This is a genomic window from Streptococcus oralis (assembly GCF_021497885.1).
Classification (GTDB): Bacteria; Bacillota; Bacilli; order Lactobacillales; family Streptococcaceae; genus Streptococcus; species Streptococcus oralis_BQ.
The window spans coordinates 659763-675376 of sequence record NZ_CP046523.1 but is presented as its reverse complement, the minus strand read 5'-3'; the positions used below and the strand labels follow the sequence as shown (position 1 = coordinate 675376).

Sequence of the window (15614 nt, the reverse complement as noted above, 5' to 3'; positions counted from 1 at the left end):
TTAATTCACTCCTCGTAAGAATTTTTAACTTCATCACTGTTTTATCAATGCAACACATTAAAGTATTCTACGACTTTTCAAATAAAGAAAACCAAAGAAACTTTCATAGAGTCCAAAGAAGAGAAGGAAAGCATGGAGGAAGAAGGTCTCTGGTAAAATCAAAATAACGGGATCCTTTACGGGATCAAAAAGCCAGGTATCGTCTCCCACAAAGAGAATCTGATGGAAAAGAGTAAAGAATTGCTCAAAACCAATCAACACTCCTACAAGGCCAATGACTAGAGGCAGTAGCACTAGAGCCAGGATACTTTTACGATATAGGGGCAAAAAGCCTTTTTTCACAATCTTTCTAACAAAGAAATAGAAACTTGGTAGTGTCACTAGGGCAACTAACTGAACCAAGTGGAAGAGATTCTTCACCACCGCAAAGTGGTGTAGACCTGCTGCTGATGAACGAAAATCTGGCATCTCTAAGACCTGACTAAAGGGATTGGTCAGGTAATTCATCAAGATATGAAAGTTGTACTGAATGGTTTCTGGCCTTAGATAGACTCGATTCGCTAAGTTCAGCCACTCAATTTCCAAAGGATAGAAAATCCATGCCAGATAAATGGTTAAGAGGATAGACAGTGAGAGGAGAAAGAGCATACTTCCCCAAAAGGTCAGTTTAGTTTTCATCAAAATTCCACTCCGCAAGGCTAGAAACTACATGAGTTGGTGCGATTGGCAAGTCCGCCACTTCTTCTGCTTTGGTAAAACCTGTCGTCACCAAGAGCGTTGGAATGCCATTGTCAATCCCTGCTCGGATATCTGTCAGGTAGTTATCCCCGACCATGAGCAAGTCTTCTCGATCTATACCCAGATATTCCACGGCCTTGTCCATGATGATAGCATTTGGTTTTCCGATATAAACTGGTTTTACCCGAGTTGCTACTTCAAGAAGGGTTATCAGTGAACCAGCACCTGGCAAGAGACCACGTTCCGTCGGAATATTGAGGTCTGGATTGGTTCCGATAAAGTGAGCCCCCTTTTGAATGGCTAGAGTTGCTGTCGCAAATTTTTCATAGTCGACTTGCCAGTCCAGTCCAACTACCACATAGGCAGGATTTTCCTTGTCTTCCACATAACCAGCAGCCCGAATGGCATCCTTGAGTCCTGCTTCTCCGATGACATAGACTGTCTTCTCCAATCCCAAGTCATTCATATAGTCGATGGTTGCCAAAGTCGCTGTGTAGACAGTTGATAAAGGCGTGTTGATATTAAAATTCTTAGCCAAGATCTCTTGTACACTCTCAGGAGTACGAGTTGTATTATTGGTCACAAAGAGGTAGGGAATTTCTCTTTTTTGTAACTCATGGACAAAAGCCTCACCCGCCGGAATCCGGTCTTTCCCCTTGTAAATGGTTCCGTCTAAATCAATTAAATAACCTTTATAAGCCATATCGTCCTTTCTAATTGCTTTCAATTTCTTGCCACGTAATCATAGCTTGGGCATTGATCTCGCCATCACTGATGATCTCATGCTTGCTTTCTAGTCCCTTGAGTTCATATGCTGAAGCAATCATACCACCTGGTCGCACTTCTTTGACATATTTGAGATTGATTTTCTTTGGAATATACTTGGTCAAAAAATCTGGTCCCATGACTTCAAAAATCCAATCCAGATATTTGCTATTATTGACATGACCATTCATATCCAAGTCGTAAAAACGAACATGGTAGTCTTTACTGATCGGGTCTTCTAGGTTAGCATACTTCGGCCCACGGATGAGTTTTTTATCAAACTCAGACTGGTAAGGAGCAACAATCTCTGGTTCGACAGCATGAACTTTACGACTGTCTCTGTCCATGAGAACAAAGGTTGCTACCATGCGAATGATTTCTTGACCTGCTTCATCATAGATAGTGAAACGGCGGTAGCAAAAAAGACGATTGTAAGTCAATGCTTCCGTTTCAATCGTAATCTCCTCAGCAAAGCGAGGCAAGCGAACCACGTCAATCGCATAATCTGTAATAATCCAGACTAGATTGTAACGTTCTAGCACATCCTTGTCGCTAACTCCCAGCTCAATTGACTGCATACCTGATACTTGCAAGGACAGCAAAATCACATCTGGAAGTTTGATATGACCGTTCATGTCCGCCATATCAAAAGGAATTTTCATTTTCATTTGATAAGTTAAGCCCATTGTTCTACTCCAAAATAAATCGTTCTGCTACAGTGTCTCCTAAAAAGAGACCTCTCTTTGTCATTCGGACACGATCACCATCGATCTGCATGAGTCCTTGTTGAACCAAGTCTCTGATGATTTCACCATAAAGTCCATCAAAGGACCGTCCGAATTTTTCCTCAAATCGTGCCATGGAAACCCCGGATTTTTTCCGGAGACCTAGGAACATTTCTTCTTCCATCTGCTCCCTTTGACTCAGGTGTTCTTCTGTAATCCGAGCATTTCCTGCCTCTACCGCATTGAGATAGTGGCGGATAGGACCGTGATTTTTATAGCGCACCCCGTTCACATAACCTGAAGCACCCGCACCGATACCATAATACTCGGCATTGTCCCAGTACATGAGATTGTGGCGACTTTCAAATCCAGGCTTGCAGAAATTGGAAATCTCATAATGCTCAAAACCAGCTCGCTCCAGTTCTGCGATGATGTACTCAAACATCTCCGCTTCCAGTTCCTCCTTGGGCAGGGGCAATTTCCCACGTCTCATGCGGTTCATAAAGACCGTATGGTTTTCCAAAATCAAGCTATAAAGACTCATATGAGGAATATCAAGCGAGATAGCCTTAGCTACATTGTCCTTGACCTGAGCCATAGTTTGACCTGGAAGAGCATAGATTAGGTCGATGGAGATATTGTCAAAACCAGCCAGTTTGAGGCGGTCGATATTTTCATAAATATCCTTCTCCAAGTGACTACGCCCAATCTTTTTCAGCATTTTGTCATCAAAAGTCTGGACACCTAAGGAAACACGATTGACTGCCGACTGTTTCAAAACCGCAATCTTATCCGCGTCCAAATCGCCTGGGTTGGCCTCAATGGTCAACTCTTCCAAGACAGACAAGTCCAAGTTTTTAGTCAAGCCATCTAAGAGCAGCTCTAATTGCGGAGCGGACAGAGCCGTTGGCGTCCCACCTCCAATGTAGAGGGTTCGTAACTTTTGGATATCATAAGAACGAAACTCCTTTAGCAGATGCTCCAGGTAACTATCTACTGGTTGATTCTTGATAAATACTTTTGAAAAGTCACAATAATAACAAATCTGTGTGCAAAAGGGAATATGCACATAGGCGGACGTTGGTTTTTTCTGCATAGTATTTATTATACCACAAAGACAGGCTTGCAGATAAAAATCACCATCTCCAAAAACCAGAGATGGTGATGCATTATACTTCAGTAATATCGATGATGATTTCTTCTTGGTCTTCAGCGACGTCTGGAGTTGCTGACTGTTCTTGCCATTGCTCCTTGAGATTGTTAAAGGTTTCCTTGGATGCTTCTGTCGCTTGTCGAGCACAGGTCTTGGCTTGATCAATGACACTATCAAAAGTGATTTCACCAGATTCTACTTGTTCCTTTGTTTTCAGCACAAAGTCCCTTGCCTGTTCCTTCACTTCAGTTAGTTTCTCACAAACCTGCTCTCTAGCATATTCTGGATCTTCTCTCAAATCATCTAGAAAATCCTGAGCTTGACTACAAACTTGCTTGCCCTTGTCACTTGTCAAAAACAAAGCAAGAGCTGCACCTGAAACCGTACCTAAAAGGATAGAGGATAGTTTTCCCATAAGATTTCTCCTTTTCTATTTTTTGAAAAATTTACTTGCGACACGAAGAGCGGACAAGCCTGCACCTGTCTTAATGGTCTTTGAACCAGCTGATGAGGCTTTTTTACCCAAGACACGCGCATGTTGATTGAGATCAGATACTGACTCTGACAAGTCCGCCACAGCTGTAAAAAGTGGATCAATCGTCGCAACTTTGATATTGATATCGTCTGCCAACACATTAACCTTAACCAGTAATTCATTGGTCTGATGCAAGGTAACGTTCACATCTGAACTCAATGTTTTGATGGTTTTCTCTGTCTCATCAATCATACGACCTGCTTTTTGAATCGTGATTGTCAAATAGACTAAACAGACAATCAAAGCAATCGCAACAAGAATATATGCAACTTCTAACATTTATTTTTCCTCCTCTGTATGATAGAAAGGGGCTTTCTTTCGATTTTGATAAAGTATGATAAAAATACCGAGTCCGATAAGGATAACTGATAACCATTGGGAAACTCGCAGACCAAAGAACATGAGACTATCGGTCCGCATCCCTTCGATGATCATACGGCCAAAGCCATACCAAATCAAGTAGAAAGCAGTGATATGACCACGTCTGATTTCCTTTAATTTTCGTCTAAAAATCAAAATCAAAGCAAAACCAATCAGATTCCAAATCGACTCATATAAGAAGGTCGGCTGACGGTAGCTACCATCGATGTACATCTGGTCACGAATGAAGCCCGGCAAATAATCCAGACTATCTACTGCTGCACCGTAGGCTTCTTGGTTAAAAAAGTTCCCCCAGCGTCCTAAACTCTGGGCAACCATGACGCTCGGTGCTGCAATATCTAAGAAATCCCAAGTATTGATCAGCTTTCTATCTGCAAAGATATAAAGGACAATAGCGCCCGCTATCAAACCTCCATAAATGGCCAAACCACCATTCCAGATGGCGATGATTTCACCTGGATTTTGCAGATAATAATCTAAACGAAAGAGTACGTAGTATAATCTAGCACCTAAAATAGCTACCGGAAAAGCAATCAGGATAAAATCCAAAATATCATCTGATAGAATTTTCTTTTTAGGAGCTTCTTTCATGGCAAGGTAGACAGCCAAGACCAATCCAGTCACAATACACAAAGCATACCAACGAATGGAAAAAGGGCCGATTTCAAATGCAACTGGATTAATCATCTTTCACCTCATTTTTGGAGATGAGATTAGTCAAGCGTTCTTCAAATAAACGCGTCGCATCAAATCCCATTTCTTTAGCGCGATAGTTCATGGCTGCCGCCTCAATAACAACAGAGATATTGCGTCCTGTTTTTACTGGGATGCGGATACGTGGAATCGTTACTCCAGAAACTTCTAGTTCTTCGGCATTGTTTCCTAGACGGTCAAAGGTCTTATGGGTATCATAATTTTCCAAGTAAACAGCCAACTGGACTTGTGAAGAATCTTTTACAGCACTTGCTCCGTAGAGACTCATCACGTCAATAATACCCACTCCACGAATCTCAAGCAAATGCTTCAAAATTTCAGCGGGCTCTCCCCAAAGGGTCATTTCATCCTTGGCAAAGATATCTACACGATCGTCTGCTACCAAACGGTGTCCACGTTTCACAAGCTCAAGACCCGTCTCGCTCTTACCGATACCACTATCCCCTTGGATCAAGACGCCCATGCCATAGATGTCCATCAAGACACCATGCACGCTCGTACGCTCAGCCAAACGGGAATCAAGGTAGCTAGATAACTCTCCAGATAAACGACTAGTTGATGTTCGACTGGTTAAAATCGCAATCTTACATTCTCTAGCAGCTTTCAACATTTCTTCTGGCACTACCAAGCCACGAGCAACGATGACAGCGGGTGTTTCAGGTAGAAACATTTTCTTCAAAACTTGATAACGGTTATGGGCAGGCATGGCAACCAAATAGGACCACTCCTTCATCCCTAACAGCTGAATCCGTTCTGGAGTATAGTAATCAAAATAGCCCGTCATTTCAAGACCAGGTCTCATAATGTCCGCAGTATTGATTTCCTTTTCAAGCAATTCGCCTTCACCATAGACAATATCTAGTCTGAGCTTTTCAATGACTTCTCTTACTAAAACCGACATAATTTCCTCCTTCAATCGAGTTCTCCTTACTATTATATCAAATTGTAGTTGGAAGTTTCCTTTTTTTGCAGGATTTACAGTATTTATTTAGAAATAAAAAGACTAGATTTCTCTAGCCTTTCATTTCTAATTAGAATTTTTTACGTTTACGAGCTGCTTCTGATTTACGTTTACGTTTTACAGAAGGTTTTTCATAGAATTCACGTTTGCGTGTTTCTTGAAGAGTACCAGCTTTAGTAACCGCACGTTTGAAACGACGAAGTGCATCGTCAAGAGATTCATTCTTACGTACTACTGTTTTAGACATTTTTTTCACTCCCTTCAAGTTCAAGATCTATTCTATTTTACACGCAAAATGGATAAATGTCAAGGAAAAAGCTGCCATAAACTTATATTATCTTCAATTTTAATCTTGTTAAAATTGATTAACATTTATAGATGGAAATGATATAATAGTGGCACATATTGATTAGCAAAAATTAGTATTATTTAGAAGTGAATCTATAACATGAAAAGAATCATAAAAATTTACCCTGTAGTCAGTATTTTAGTTGTAATTTGTTTATTGCTAGGAATTCTTACTACCTTTTGGGGAAGTGTAATGTATGACTTATTTGCATTTCATTCAAAGCCAATTTATTGTTGGCAATACTTTAGTGGTACATTTATGCATGGAAGTAAAGAAGCACCAGTATGGTTTATATGGTTTCATTTAGTTTTAAATACTTTAATGTTACTTCCTTTTGGTGGGCTATTGGAGTATAAAAGGGGATCAAAATATGTATTTTTAGTTTTTATTACTTCTATGGTAATATCTTCGATTGTATTCCATATATTAACACAGAATCAAGAAATTCAGGCATCGGGTATCTCTGCTATTGGCTATGCTTTTGTAATGGGTGGGGTGATGAGTATGTTTGGTATATGGAAGAATTTCAATTTAGGATTAAAACTATTTTATATCCTTTTAATCGTTCTATCTCTCACAATGCTTCTACCAAATATAACAGGCTGGATTTCGACCTTTCTTCACATGTCAGGAATTGCCAGTTATATCATGGTTTCCAGCATCAACAACTGTCTTAATAAAAATCGTATAGCATCATAAGAATAGTCAATACGATTATATCAAAGTTTACAGACATTTAAGAATTTTCTATTGGATGCCTTTTTATATGAAATATCAACAACTGTTACGGTGATTTGCAAAAAAATTTCTTTTAGCAGGATAGTGAACATTTGAAGTAAAAAGCCACTCACTCCAAAGAGCAAGTGGTTCTTGTCATTTTACTTTTCAAGCAAGCTGAGCGCTGCTGCATCCGCAATAATAGTCACATCAGGGTGGTTTTGTAGGCTACTTGCTGGTAGACTTTCAGTTACTGGGCCTGATACTGTTCCAGCAATGGCTTCTGCTTTTGACTCACCGTAAGCAAAAAGAATAATAGACTTGGCATCCAAAATATTTTTAATCCCCATTGAGATGGCTTGAGTTGGAACGTCTTCAATCTTGTCAAAGAAGCGAGCATTGGCTTCGATTGTAGACTGGTCTAGGTCTACAAGGTGTGTCTGGCTATCAAAGGCAGTTCCTGGCTCATTAAATCCGATATGTCCATTGCGACCGATTCCCAAGATTTGCAAATCAACTGGATGGTCAGCCAAAATTTGGTTGTAGCGTTCTACTTCAGCTTCAGCATTGTCCTTAATCCCACGAGGCAAGAAACTTTCTTTAAATGGTTTTTGGTTGAATAAGTGTTCTTGCATAAAGTGGCGGTAAGACTGTGGGTTGTCCCCATCAAGCCCTACATACTCATCAAGGTTCACACTGGTTAGATTTGAAAAATCAAGGTTACTCTCAACGATTTCCTTATAAAACTCAAGTGGACTGCTCCCTGTCGCAAGTCCTAATGTTTGAGCGCCATTGGCCAACTTTTCCTTCAAAATCTCAAAAGCTACTTTTCCACCTTCGACTTGATTTTCAACTTTAATAACTTTCATTTCATATCCTCCATATTTCTATATTCATTATATGGTATAGACCAATTTTTGTCAAGTGAAAACGATTTAATTTCCAAAAAAAGAGCGTCCAAACTTGAAACATGTTATAATGGATAGGATTAGAACTTAGAAAGAATGAACAGATATATGAATACAGCTGATTTTGATTTCCACTTACCTGAGGAATTGATTGCCCAAACACCCCTTAAAAAACGAGATGCCTCTAAACTCCTCATCGTAAACCGAGAAACGGGAGAGTTTCAGGATAAACACTTCCACTCTATTATTGATATGTTGGAACCAGGTGATGCCCTTGTCATGAACGACACCCGTGTTCTCCCTGCTCGCCTTTATGGTCAAAAGGAAGAAACAGGAGGCCATGTGGAACTTCTCCTTCTCAAAAATACTGCCGGTGATGAGTGGGAGGTTCTCGCCAAACCTGCCAAACGCCTCAAGGTCGGGACTCGTGTCAACTTTGGTGATGGTCGCCTCAGCGCTGTCATCACGGAAGAATTGACCCACGGAGGCCGTATTGTCCGTTTTGAATACCAAGGAATTTTTCTAGAAGTCTTGGAAAGTCTCGGTGAAATGCCACTGCCACCTTATATCCATGAAAAACTGGATGATCGCGAACGCTATCAAACCGTTTACGCCAAGGAAAGTGGCTCTGCTGCTGCACCAACTGCTGGCCTCCACTTCACCAAAGAACTGCTAGCAGAAATCCAAGCCAAGGGTGTTCATTTGGTTTATTTGACCCTCCACGTTGGTTTAGGAACATTTAGGCCTGTCTCTGTTGACAATCTGGACGAACATGAAATGCACTCAGAATTCTACCAGCTTTCTGATGAAGCAGCAGCCACTCTTCGCTCTGTCAAGGAAAATGGTGGACGCGTTATCGCTGTTGGAACCACTTCTATCCGCACACTGGAAACCATCGGTTCCAAGTTTGATGGGCAAATCCAAGCAGATTCTGGCTGGACCAATATCTTTATCAAACCTGGATACGAATGGAAGGTTGTCGATGCCTTCTCAACCAACTTCCATCTGCCAAAATCAACTCTCGTCATGCTAGTTTCTGCCTTTGCAGGTCGTGACTTAGTCTTAGATGCTTACCAGCACGCTATTCAAGAACACTACCGCTTCTTTAGTTTCGGTGATGCCATGTTTATCTATTAAAAATAGCTCCGCCATTTCTTTAGGATAGTTTATTCCTAAGAGATGGCAGGGCTATTTCTGTTTAAAGTGTAATTTCTGGGGACTCAGAAGTTAGATGGACCAGTTTGCCATGAACTCCAAAGTAGTCTTTCACCAAATCCTGTAATTCTTGCATGGCAGACTGAGCACGCGCCGCCTGTTCACCATTGATCGCTTCAATGACCAAGACAGCATCCTTCGTCTCTTCCGTCAACATGGTTCTCTGTGCCTCTCTCCAGTTGAGACAACGACAAACCGCTCCTTCATCATCGTAATAGATGATTTCTTCAGGTAAAGCAGGTGCATCGTTTTCAGCTCCTAGTGGAAAGAAAGGTTCTCCTCCCTTAGCCTGACCAAGATGAAGATTGCCTACAATCTTGTTCGCATCCTCGCCACCACAGGGAACCGCATAAGATAGAGAGACACTATTATAGATGTCTACCAAGGGATTGATGGGATTGAACTCTCTTCCCTGACTGACCCGCTTAAGTAGGGCTTCAATCGAAGAACGAGCACCCTTTTTCGTTTTGAACTTGCTGAAAGCCTGACGCCATTCTTGAATGACTTCATTTTGTGTGAAATTATCATCTGAGATATATTCCTCAGCTCGTTTAGCTCCCTTATCTAGCAAGGTTTTGAAATAGGGATCCTTGCTTTCATCAACTGTATTATCTAATCCCTTTACTACTAAAACGCTAATCTGTGCTTCTGGAAATAAGCTCCAAAATTCATTTTCAACGATAACTTTCATCTTTCACCTCTCATTATAAATAATTTCTTTTCTGGCCTTTTTTGACCATATCCCAATCACTTGTAATATTTTTTCTAACTCGAATTAATAGGTTCTCCAGTTCCCTAGCCTCTTCCCTAGAAAATCCTTTTAGGGCAGAATTCTCTGAATAGTGATGTTCAGCAAGGATAAAAGGATAAAGTGCATCTCCTTTTTCAGTAACAAACCACTCTTTATTTTTCCGATTTGTACTGGTCATTCCTTGTTTTATTAACCCCTTTTCTTCCAGTTTTTTTACTGAACGAGCAACTGTCGAACGGTCAACCTTCAGTAAATCCGACAAGGCTTCTTGAATGATTCCTGGATTCTCCTTGATTCGTACTAAATAAAGATATTGCCCACGAGCTAGTTCAATATCACGAAACTCAATATTAGCAATAGAATCTAGGGCACGGGCTATAACTCCGATTTCGCGTAATAACGACATGTTTCCACCTCTCGCATCTATGATGATAGAATAGCACATTTTTATTGCAAATGCAACAAAAAGACACTTTGAAAACAAAGCGTCTTTTTTTATTCTTCATTTTTTGAAAAGAATGTGTTATCACGAAACTTTGGATCCTTCAAACTCTGTACACTGGCATTGATAACTGCTCCGATAATCAGAATCTTTGCGATGAGAATAAACCAGAACATCATCACCACAACGATGATGGAGCTGAAAAATCGGACGTCGACTAGATGGTTGACATAGTTATTGAAATAGACAGAAAAAATATTCAACAGAAAGACAAGCGTCAGCAAAACAAAGATACTACCAGGAAAAACGTAGCGAATACAAGGGACTCTAACATTTGGAAGGAAATAGTAGAGCATGACCAAGATGGCAAAGAGCAAGGCATAAATCAAAGGGCCTGTAAAGTCCTGTAGGTAATCAAAGAAAGGACTGTCTGATTGCCAGTAAGTTTTGAGCAGGTTGAGCAACATACGACCAAACATACTCAAAAATAAGGCTAGAGTAAAAAGAATTTGCAAGCCAAAGCTGACGAGTAAACTCATCAGTTGATGGGAGATAATTCCTCGGCTCTTAGCCACTCCATAGGCCTTATTAAAAGCTTTTTGGAGGAAATCCATCGATTTCGAGAAAGTCCAAAGGGCAGACAAGACTGCAAAACTCAGCAAACCAGTCGATGGTTGAGTCAAGACTTCTCGGGCAATCTTTGCGACCACATCATAGACTGTATCCGGTACAAATTCCTTGATGGTGAGCAAAAAATTTGAAATCGGAATTTGAAAATAGGGCAAAATATTGACCACTATCATCAGCAAGGGGAAGATTGAAACCAACCAATAGTAGGCAACCGCAACGCTGGTCAGTTCACTATCGGAAGTTTGATAGAAATGTAAAAAAGCTTTCAACAAGGGCCGTTCCATCAGCTCTTTCCACCACTTTTTCATGTTGCAATCCTCCTAATACAAGTTGATTTTCTAAACTAATTTCTTCTGACTAATTCCATCATATCATAGGGTAGGGTATTTGCAGCTTCTTTTAGAGAATAATTCTCAAGATTGTTGACATTTTGCCGTAATTTCTTGGCATACTTGGCCGTAATAAATTTCTGCTCTTCGTATTCAAAGATTAACTTACGTTCTAGATAGTAACCTCTTAGCATTTCATCGATATTGTTTGGTTTAATACGATTGATAACACGTTCGACAAAGGCACCACTACCGATAATAGCTGTTTCACGCAAGCGAGACTCCTGCATAAAGCTAATCAGACTACTCTTGTAGATTCCTTTTAGGTTTTCCAAACTTTCGATAATCAACTCCGTATTCTCCAGATAGAGTTCGGATATTTGATCATAGTCAATAGCTCGAAGATGGCGTTGCTCCTTATCATTCCAACTACGGAAGGTTTGGCCAAAGGTCAGCAATTCATGCAGGAGAAAACGCAAGATACGGAGCGACACAAGGAAGTAATATGTTAGGCGAGAAGCCACCTTGCGATTGATACTCTGCTCCATATTTTTCAGATAGCGTTGATAAACTTGATAACCACGCTCTCCGATTTTCCCTTCCTCGTAGGCTTGCTCCAAACCATCACTCTCAATACTCAAAATGAGCAGTTTAAGGGCCTCCCAGTCCTCTTGAGCTCTCTTGTTTTCCTGACTAAGGATGAGGTTTTCAATCCGACCATGGTAATTATCAATAGCTGCATAAAGAGGAAGTTTGTTCTTGTGATGGTCCAGCTCTTTTTCTAATTCTGCAGCTACATCATTCAGAATCGCTATATGCATCAAATGATCCTTGCTTTCCTCTTGTTCTTCAGATAAGTGAGGGAGGACTAGTAAACCCGTTAAAAAGCTCAGCAGTGTAACGCCTGCTACAAGGAAGAGCAATAAAGGATATTCCTGCTCCAAATGACTTGGTATGAGGAGAATGGTCGCGATAGATACTGTCCCTTTGACACCAGAGAAGGTCAAAAGAAGCATATCTTTCATGTACTTATGAATTTTTTTCTTAAGTCGACGCGTCCTCACAAAGTAAAAACCAGCAATCATGACAAAGCGGATCGCAAAAAGCAAGAAGGTCAGAACGACAACTGAAATCAGTAAAAGAAGGGGATTGTAGAGAGAATTAGACAAAATTGGCTCCGCTATCAACTCTAATTCCATTCCCAAGAGAACAAAGACTGATCCATTTAGCATAAAGGTCACGGTATGCCAAACGGTCTCCGTCACGGTGTCTACCTGAGCCTCAAGGAGCGTAATTTTCTTAAAGCGACTGGCCTTCAAAATACCTGCAACCACTACTGCGATAATTCCTGAAACATGAAACTCTTCTGCGATGAAAAAGGTCATGAGCGGCAAACTTAGCTCTAGCAATAGTTCACTGGCTATATCTATCGCTCGTACACTCAGCAAAAAGCTATGCAAAAAACGATTGACCATAGCCGTCACAAAACCGACTACAAAACCACCAAGGATAGAAAGTGCTAGGGAAGTTCCAGCTTGGCTGAAAGAAAACGTTCCTGTTGTCCAAGCAGCAAGAGCCATCTGAAAGGCAACCAAACCAGAAGCGTCATTTAAGAGTCCTTCCCCTTTTAGAATATTAGAAACCCGTTTGGGAAAACGAAAACGTTCAGAAAGAGATGCGAAGGCAACCAAATCTGTTGGCCCAAGTGCCGCTCCAACTGCTAAACAGGCAGCCAAAGGAAGAGTCATCCAAAGGAAGTGAGCCATGCCCCCCAAGTTTAAGGTCGAGATAAAAATCACAGGAAAAATTAGAAAGACAACAATCCGCCAGTGCTTCAAAATGGACGTAATATCAGCTTCTTCTGCCTCCCGGAAAAGTAAGGGACCAATAACCATGGCCAGAAACAGCTCTGTATTGAGATGAAAGTCCGCATCGGGAACAAATAAACCAATCCCAATCCCCAAAAGGATTTGCACCAGAGGAAGGGGTAAAAAAGGGAGAAGTTTATTGGTCGTAGTTGAAATGATTAAGACAAATAAAAATAGAATCAAGTAAATGAGTAATTCCACACAATTCCTCCTTAATCTTTTTTACAACAAGATTCAAAAATCTCCTTTTGCTCTTGGATTTTCTGATCAATCTTAGAACAGTCTTTGTGCTCAATTTTTTTCTGGCATCGTTCCATTTCAAGAGCCACTAATTTTTTCTTAATTTTAAGCATTTTCTTGCTCATATGTGCTTCGTCGAGCACCCCGACTGCTCGCTCGTGATGCGTTGACTCGACAAAATTTTGGCGCATTGTCTCAAGCTTCTCACGAAGGTATTGTTTATCCATGTCTATACCTTTCTAATTTTTCAATCATAACTAAAAACGGTGGATTGTTAACTTGGTTGAGAGTCCGATAAATGGCAGCAGTATACTCTTGTTGGTTCAACTGGCTAACAAACTCCAAAACAGCATCCTTCTCAATATCTCCTCCCTCATGACCATAATAAATCATAATGGCAATCCGTCCCCCTTTGACAAGCAAGTGACACAGCTTTTCTAAGGCTTCGATAGTAGTCTGAGGTTGGGTGATGACGGATTTGTCAGCAGAAGGTAAATAACCCAGATTAAAAATCCCTGCCTTAGCTTCTGTCACAAATTGATCAAGTGTCTCATGACCTTGCAAGATTAACTGGGCATTTGTCATTCCAGCCTGATCCAAACGCTCTTGCGTCTTCTCCAAAGCCTGCTCCTGGATATCAAAGGCATAGACTTGCTTGGCTAGCTTGGCTAAAAAAAGGGTATCATGGCCATTGCCCATGGTCGCATCCACAACAATATCCTCTTTTGTCACAACTTCAGCTAAAAAATCATGTGCCATCTCAAGTGGTCTTTTCATTTTTAAACTCCTGTTTTACAGCCTTGCATCCTTGCACACTTCCACGACGTCTCATCTCAGTTTCAATAGCATTTAGCACTTCCCATTTATTGAGGCTCCACATAGGACCAATCAGCATATCTCTAGGCGCATCTCCTGTGATTCGATGGATGACGATATGCTTGGGAATAATTTCCAGTTGGTCACAAATGACCTTTACATACTCATCCTGACTCATCAGTTGCAAGCGTCCTTCGTGGTAATCTCGCTGCATGCGCGTATTGGTCATAAGGTGAAGCAAGTGCAGTTTAATTCCTTGAATATCATTATCGGTGACACAACGGCGAACATTTTCGACCATCATCTCATGAGTTTCCCCAGGCAAACCATTGATCAAATGGGAAACAATCTCAATCTTGGGATATTTCCTCAAGCGTTTTACTGTTTCAACATACAATTCATAAGAATGGGCACGGTTAATCAGGTCAGAGGTTGCTTCAAAAGTAGTCTGTAAGCCCAATTCTACAGTCACGTGCATACGCTCCGACAACTCAGCCAAATATTCGATTGTTTCGTCTGGTAAACAATCTGGCCGTGTTCCAATATTGATTCCAACTACACCTGGCTCGTTGATGGCCTGCTCATAACGTTCTCGGATGACTTCCACCTTTTCATGGGTGTTGGTAAAATTTTGAAAATAAACCAGATACTTTTTAACTTCTGGCCACTTGCGGTGCATAAAGTCAATTTCCTTATAAAATTGCTCACGGATAGGGGCATCCGGTGCCACGATGGCATCTCCAGAACCTGAAACCGTACAAAAAGTACACCCCCCATGAGCTACAGTTCCATCCCGATTTGGACAGTCAAATCCCGCATCAATAGGAACTTTGAAAGTCTTTTCTCCAAAAAGTTTTCGATAATAATCATTCAAGGTATTATAAGATTTCATAACTTTCATTATAACAAAAAACACCTACAATCTCAAAAGCCTGACTTTCCAACAAATTCCCTTGTTTCTCATTTCCTTTAGCGTTTTTTTATGATACAATATGGGTATGATTTTAATGAAAATAGCATCTATTTTATTATTGATATTAACCTTGGTGGTTTGCTTTATTGTCACCAAGCTTTTCGGACTTAGGAAAATAGGATTTAATTTCGCGGATCTAGCTTTTCCACTTTTGGTATTTGAGTACTACCTGATTACTGCTAAAGCCTTTACCCACAACTTTCTACCGCGACTTGGTGTTGCTCTTTCTCTCCTAGCAATTCTCCTTGTAGTCTTTTTCCTTGTCAAAAAACGAAGTTTTTATTACCCTAAATTCATCAAGTTTTTCTGGAGAGCCGGTTTTCTCCTTACCTTAGTCCTCTATATCGCTATGATTGTAGAGTTAATCATGCTCACACCCCAATAAATCCCTAGAACAACTGATT

The 15614-nt window shown here is 40.7% G+C and carries 20 protein-coding genes; 3 read left to right on the top strand and 17 right to left on the bottom strand.

What is annotated here, in order from left to right:
- Window positions 1–57: 57 nt before the first annotated feature.
- The 9 genes from GOM48_RS03385 to rpsU form a co-directional block, all read right to left on the bottom strand.
- On the bottom strand, window positions 58–678 hold the full coding sequence (locus tag GOM48_RS03385) for a TIGR01906 family membrane protein (RefSeq protein WP_235098374.1): 621 nt from the start codon (window positions 676–678) through the stop codon (window positions 58–60).
- Window positions 668–1441 (bottom strand): TIGR01457 family HAD-type hydrolase, encoded by a 774-nt coding sequence (locus GOM48_RS03380; protein ID WP_235098372.1) that lies wholly within the window; start codon window positions 1439–1441, stop codon window positions 668–670. The genes GOM48_RS03385 and GOM48_RS03380 overlap by 11 nt, the downstream gene beginning before the upstream one ends.
- 10 nt (window positions 1442–1451) lie before the next feature.
- Window positions 1452–2189 (bottom strand): acyl-[acyl-carrier-protein] thioesterase, encoded by a 738-nt coding sequence (locus GOM48_RS03375; protein ID WP_235098370.1) that lies wholly within the window; start codon window positions 2187–2189, stop codon window positions 1452–1454.
- A 4-nt stretch (window positions 2190–2193) separates the two neighbouring features.
- On the bottom strand, window positions 2194–3324 hold the full coding sequence (hemW, locus tag GOM48_RS03370) for a radical SAM family heme chaperone HemW (protein ID WP_235098368.1): 1131 nt from the start codon (window positions 3322–3324) through the stop codon (window positions 2194–2196).
- Between the two features lie 73 nt (window positions 3325–3397).
- A complete protein-coding gene (locus GOM48_RS03365; RefSeq protein ID WP_235098366.1) occupies window positions 3398–3796 on the bottom strand; it encodes a YtxH domain-containing protein in 399 nt (132 codons plus the stop codon).
- A 15-nt stretch (window positions 3797–3811) separates the two neighbouring features.
- Window positions 3812–4195 (bottom strand): DUF948 domain-containing protein, encoded by a 384-nt coding sequence (locus GOM48_RS03360; RefSeq protein ID WP_000895033.1) that lies wholly within the window; start codon window positions 4193–4195, stop codon window positions 3812–3814.
- Window positions 4196–4984, bottom strand: a complete 789-nt coding sequence (lgt, locus tag GOM48_RS03355) for a prolipoprotein diacylglyceryl transferase (protein WP_235098364.1) — start codon at window positions 4982–4984, stop codon at window positions 4196–4198.
- On the bottom strand, window positions 4977–5912 hold the full coding sequence (hprK, locus tag GOM48_RS03350; protein ID WP_038805477.1) for an HPr(Ser) kinase/phosphatase: 936 nt from the start codon (window positions 5910–5912) through the stop codon (window positions 4977–4979). The genes lgt and hprK overlap by 8 nt, the downstream gene beginning before the upstream one ends.
- 130 nt (window positions 5913–6042) lie before the next feature.
- Window positions 6043–6219, bottom strand: a complete 177-nt coding sequence (gene rpsU, locus GOM48_RS03345) for a 30S ribosomal protein S21 (protein ID WP_000048054.1) — start codon at window positions 6217–6219, stop codon at window positions 6043–6045.
- A gap of 201 nt (window positions 6220–6420) precedes the next feature.
- On the opposite strand from rpsU, the gene GOM48_RS03340 reads away from it, so the two are divergent.
- A complete protein-coding gene (locus tag GOM48_RS03340; RefSeq protein ID WP_125394565.1) occupies window positions 6421–7020 on the top strand; it encodes a rhomboid family intramembrane serine protease in 600 nt (199 codons plus the stop codon).
- Between the two features lie 179 nt (window positions 7021–7199).
- On the opposite strand, the gene GOM48_RS03335 is transcribed toward GOM48_RS03340, so the two are convergent.
- Entirely contained in the window at window positions 7200–7907 is a 708-nt protein-coding gene (locus GOM48_RS03335) for a glucosamine-6-phosphate deaminase (RefSeq protein WP_101782750.1), read from the bottom strand.
- A 147-nt stretch (window positions 7908–8054) separates the two neighbouring features.
- Here GOM48_RS03335 and queA point away from each other — a divergent pair, with 147 nt between their 5' ends.
- Window positions 8055–9083: a tRNA preQ1(34) S-adenosylmethionine ribosyltransferase-isomerase QueA gene (gene queA, locus GOM48_RS03330; protein ID WP_235098363.1), complete on the top strand. Its 1029-nt coding sequence runs from the start codon at window positions 8055–8057 to the stop codon at window positions 9081–9083.
- Window positions 9084–9144: 61 nt separating this feature from the next.
- Here queA and GOM48_RS03325 read toward each other — a convergent pair whose 3' ends face one another.
- From GOM48_RS03325 to GOM48_RS03295, 7 genes are all read right to left on the bottom strand, one after another.
- A complete protein-coding gene (locus tag GOM48_RS03325) occupies window positions 9145–9852 on the bottom strand; it encodes a B3/4 domain-containing protein (protein WP_235098361.1) in 708 nt (235 codons plus the stop codon).
- A 13-nt stretch (window positions 9853–9865) separates the two neighbouring features.
- Window positions 9866–10318 (bottom strand): MarR family winged helix-turn-helix transcriptional regulator, encoded by a 453-nt coding sequence (locus GOM48_RS03320; protein WP_235098730.1) that lies wholly within the window; start codon window positions 10316–10318, stop codon window positions 9866–9868.
- An 89-nt stretch (window positions 10319–10407) separates the two neighbouring features.
- Window positions 10408–11292 carry a YihY/virulence factor BrkB family protein gene (locus GOM48_RS03315; protein ID WP_235098360.1) on the bottom strand — a complete coding sequence of 295 codons (885 nt, stop codon included), beginning with the start codon at window positions 11290–11292 and terminating at the stop codon, window positions 10408–10410.
- A gap of 35 nt (window positions 11293–11327) precedes the next feature.
- Window positions 11328–13382 (bottom strand): cation:proton antiporter, encoded by a 2055-nt coding sequence (locus tag GOM48_RS03310; protein WP_235098359.1) that lies wholly within the window; start codon window positions 13380–13382, stop codon window positions 11328–11330.
- 11 nt (window positions 13383–13393) lie between these two features.
- Entirely contained in the window at window positions 13394–13648 is a 255-nt protein-coding gene (locus tag GOM48_RS03305; RefSeq protein WP_000361100.1) for a hypothetical protein, read from the bottom strand.
- Window positions 13641–14198, bottom strand: coding sequence for a tRNA (mnm(5)s(2)U34)-methyltransferase (locus tag GOM48_RS03300; RefSeq protein WP_198459436.1), 558 nt, complete (start codon window positions 14196–14198; stop codon window positions 13641–13643). The genes GOM48_RS03305 and GOM48_RS03300 overlap by 8 nt, the downstream gene beginning before the upstream one ends.
- Window positions 14182–15138 carry a TIGR01212 family radical SAM protein gene (locus GOM48_RS03295; RefSeq protein ID WP_049549786.1) on the bottom strand — a complete coding sequence of 319 codons (957 nt, stop codon included), beginning with the start codon at window positions 15136–15138 and terminating at the stop codon, window positions 14182–14184. Before GOM48_RS03295 ends, GOM48_RS03300 begins: the two co-directional genes overlap by 17 nt.
- 91 nt (window positions 15139–15229) lie before the next feature.
- Here GOM48_RS03295 and GOM48_RS03290 point away from each other — a divergent pair, with 91 nt between their 5' ends.
- Window positions 15230–15595, top strand: coding sequence for a DUF3397 domain-containing protein (locus GOM48_RS03290; RefSeq protein WP_235098357.1), 366 nt, complete (start codon window positions 15230–15232; stop codon window positions 15593–15595).
- Window positions 15596–15614: the final 19 nt, after the last annotated feature.

Excerpts from the sequence above, each read along its gene's own strand:
- GOM48_RS03305 (WP_000361100.1), bottom strand. The coding sequence starts at position 13,648 with ATGGATAAACAATACCTTCGTGAGAAGCTTGAGACAATGCGCCAAAAT.
- hprK (WP_038805477.1), bottom strand. The coding sequence starts at position 5,912 with ATGTCGGTTTTAGTAAGAGAAGTCATTGAAAAGCTCAGACTAGATATT.
- GOM48_RS03365 (WP_235098366.1), bottom strand. The coding sequence starts at position 3,796 with ATGGGAAAACTATCCTCTATCCTTTTAGGTACGGTTTCAGGTGCAGCT.
- GOM48_RS03325 (WP_235098361.1), bottom strand. The coding sequence starts at position 9,852 with ATGAAAGTTATCGTTGAAAATGAATTTTGGAGCTTATTTCCAGAAGCA.
- rpsU (WP_000048054.1), bottom strand. The coding sequence starts at position 6,219 with ATGTCTAAAACAGTAGTACGTAAGAATGAATCTCTTGACGATGCACTT.
- lgt (WP_235098364.1), bottom strand. The coding sequence starts at position 4,984 with ATGATTAATCCAGTTGCATTTGAAATCGGCCCTTTTTCCATTCGTTGG.
- hemW (WP_235098368.1), bottom strand. The coding sequence starts at position 3,324 with ATGCAGAAAAAACCAACGTCCGCCTATGTGCATATTCCCTTTTGCACA.
- GOM48_RS03375 (WP_235098370.1), bottom strand. The coding sequence starts at position 2,189 with ATGGGCTTAACTTATCAAATGAAAATGAAAATTCCTTTTGATATGGCG.
- queA (WP_235098363.1), top strand. The coding sequence starts at position 8,055 with ATGAATACAGCTGATTTTGATTTCCACTTACCTGAGGAATTGATTGCC.
- GOM48_RS03335 (WP_101782750.1), bottom strand. The coding sequence starts at position 7,907 with ATGAAAGTTATTAAAGTTGAAAATCAAGTCGAAGGTGGAAAAGTAGCT.
- GOM48_RS03300 (WP_198459436.1), bottom strand. The coding sequence starts at position 14,198 with ATGAAAAGACCACTTGAGATGGCACATGATTTTTTAGCTGAAGTTGTG.
- GOM48_RS03320 (WP_235098730.1), bottom strand. The coding sequence starts at position 10,318 with ATGTCGTTATTACGCGAAATCGGAGTTATAGCCCGTGCCCTAGATTCT.
- GOM48_RS03340 (WP_125394565.1), top strand. The coding sequence starts at position 6,421 with ATGAAAAGAATCATAAAAATTTACCCTGTAGTCAGTATTTTAGTTGTA.
- GOM48_RS03295 (WP_049549786.1), bottom strand. The coding sequence starts at position 15,138 with ATGAAAGTTATGAAATCTTATAATACCTTGAATGATTATTATCGAAAA.
- GOM48_RS03385 (WP_235098374.1), bottom strand. The coding sequence starts at position 678 with ATGAAAACTAAACTGACCTTTTGGGGAAGTATGCTCTTTCTCCTCTCA.
- GOM48_RS03315 (WP_235098360.1), bottom strand. The coding sequence starts at position 11,292 with ATGAAAAAGTGGTGGAAAGAGCTGATGGAACGGCCCTTGTTGAAAGCT.
- GOM48_RS03360 (WP_000895033.1), bottom strand. The coding sequence starts at position 4,195 with ATGTTAGAAGTTGCATATATTCTTGTTGCGATTGCTTTGATTGTCTGT.
- GOM48_RS03380 (WP_235098372.1), bottom strand. The coding sequence starts at position 1,441 with ATGGCTTATAAAGGTTATTTAATTGATTTAGACGGAACCATTTACAAG.
- GOM48_RS03290 (WP_235098357.1), top strand. The coding sequence starts at position 15,230 with ATGGGTATGATTTTAATGAAAATAGCATCTATTTTATTATTGATATTA.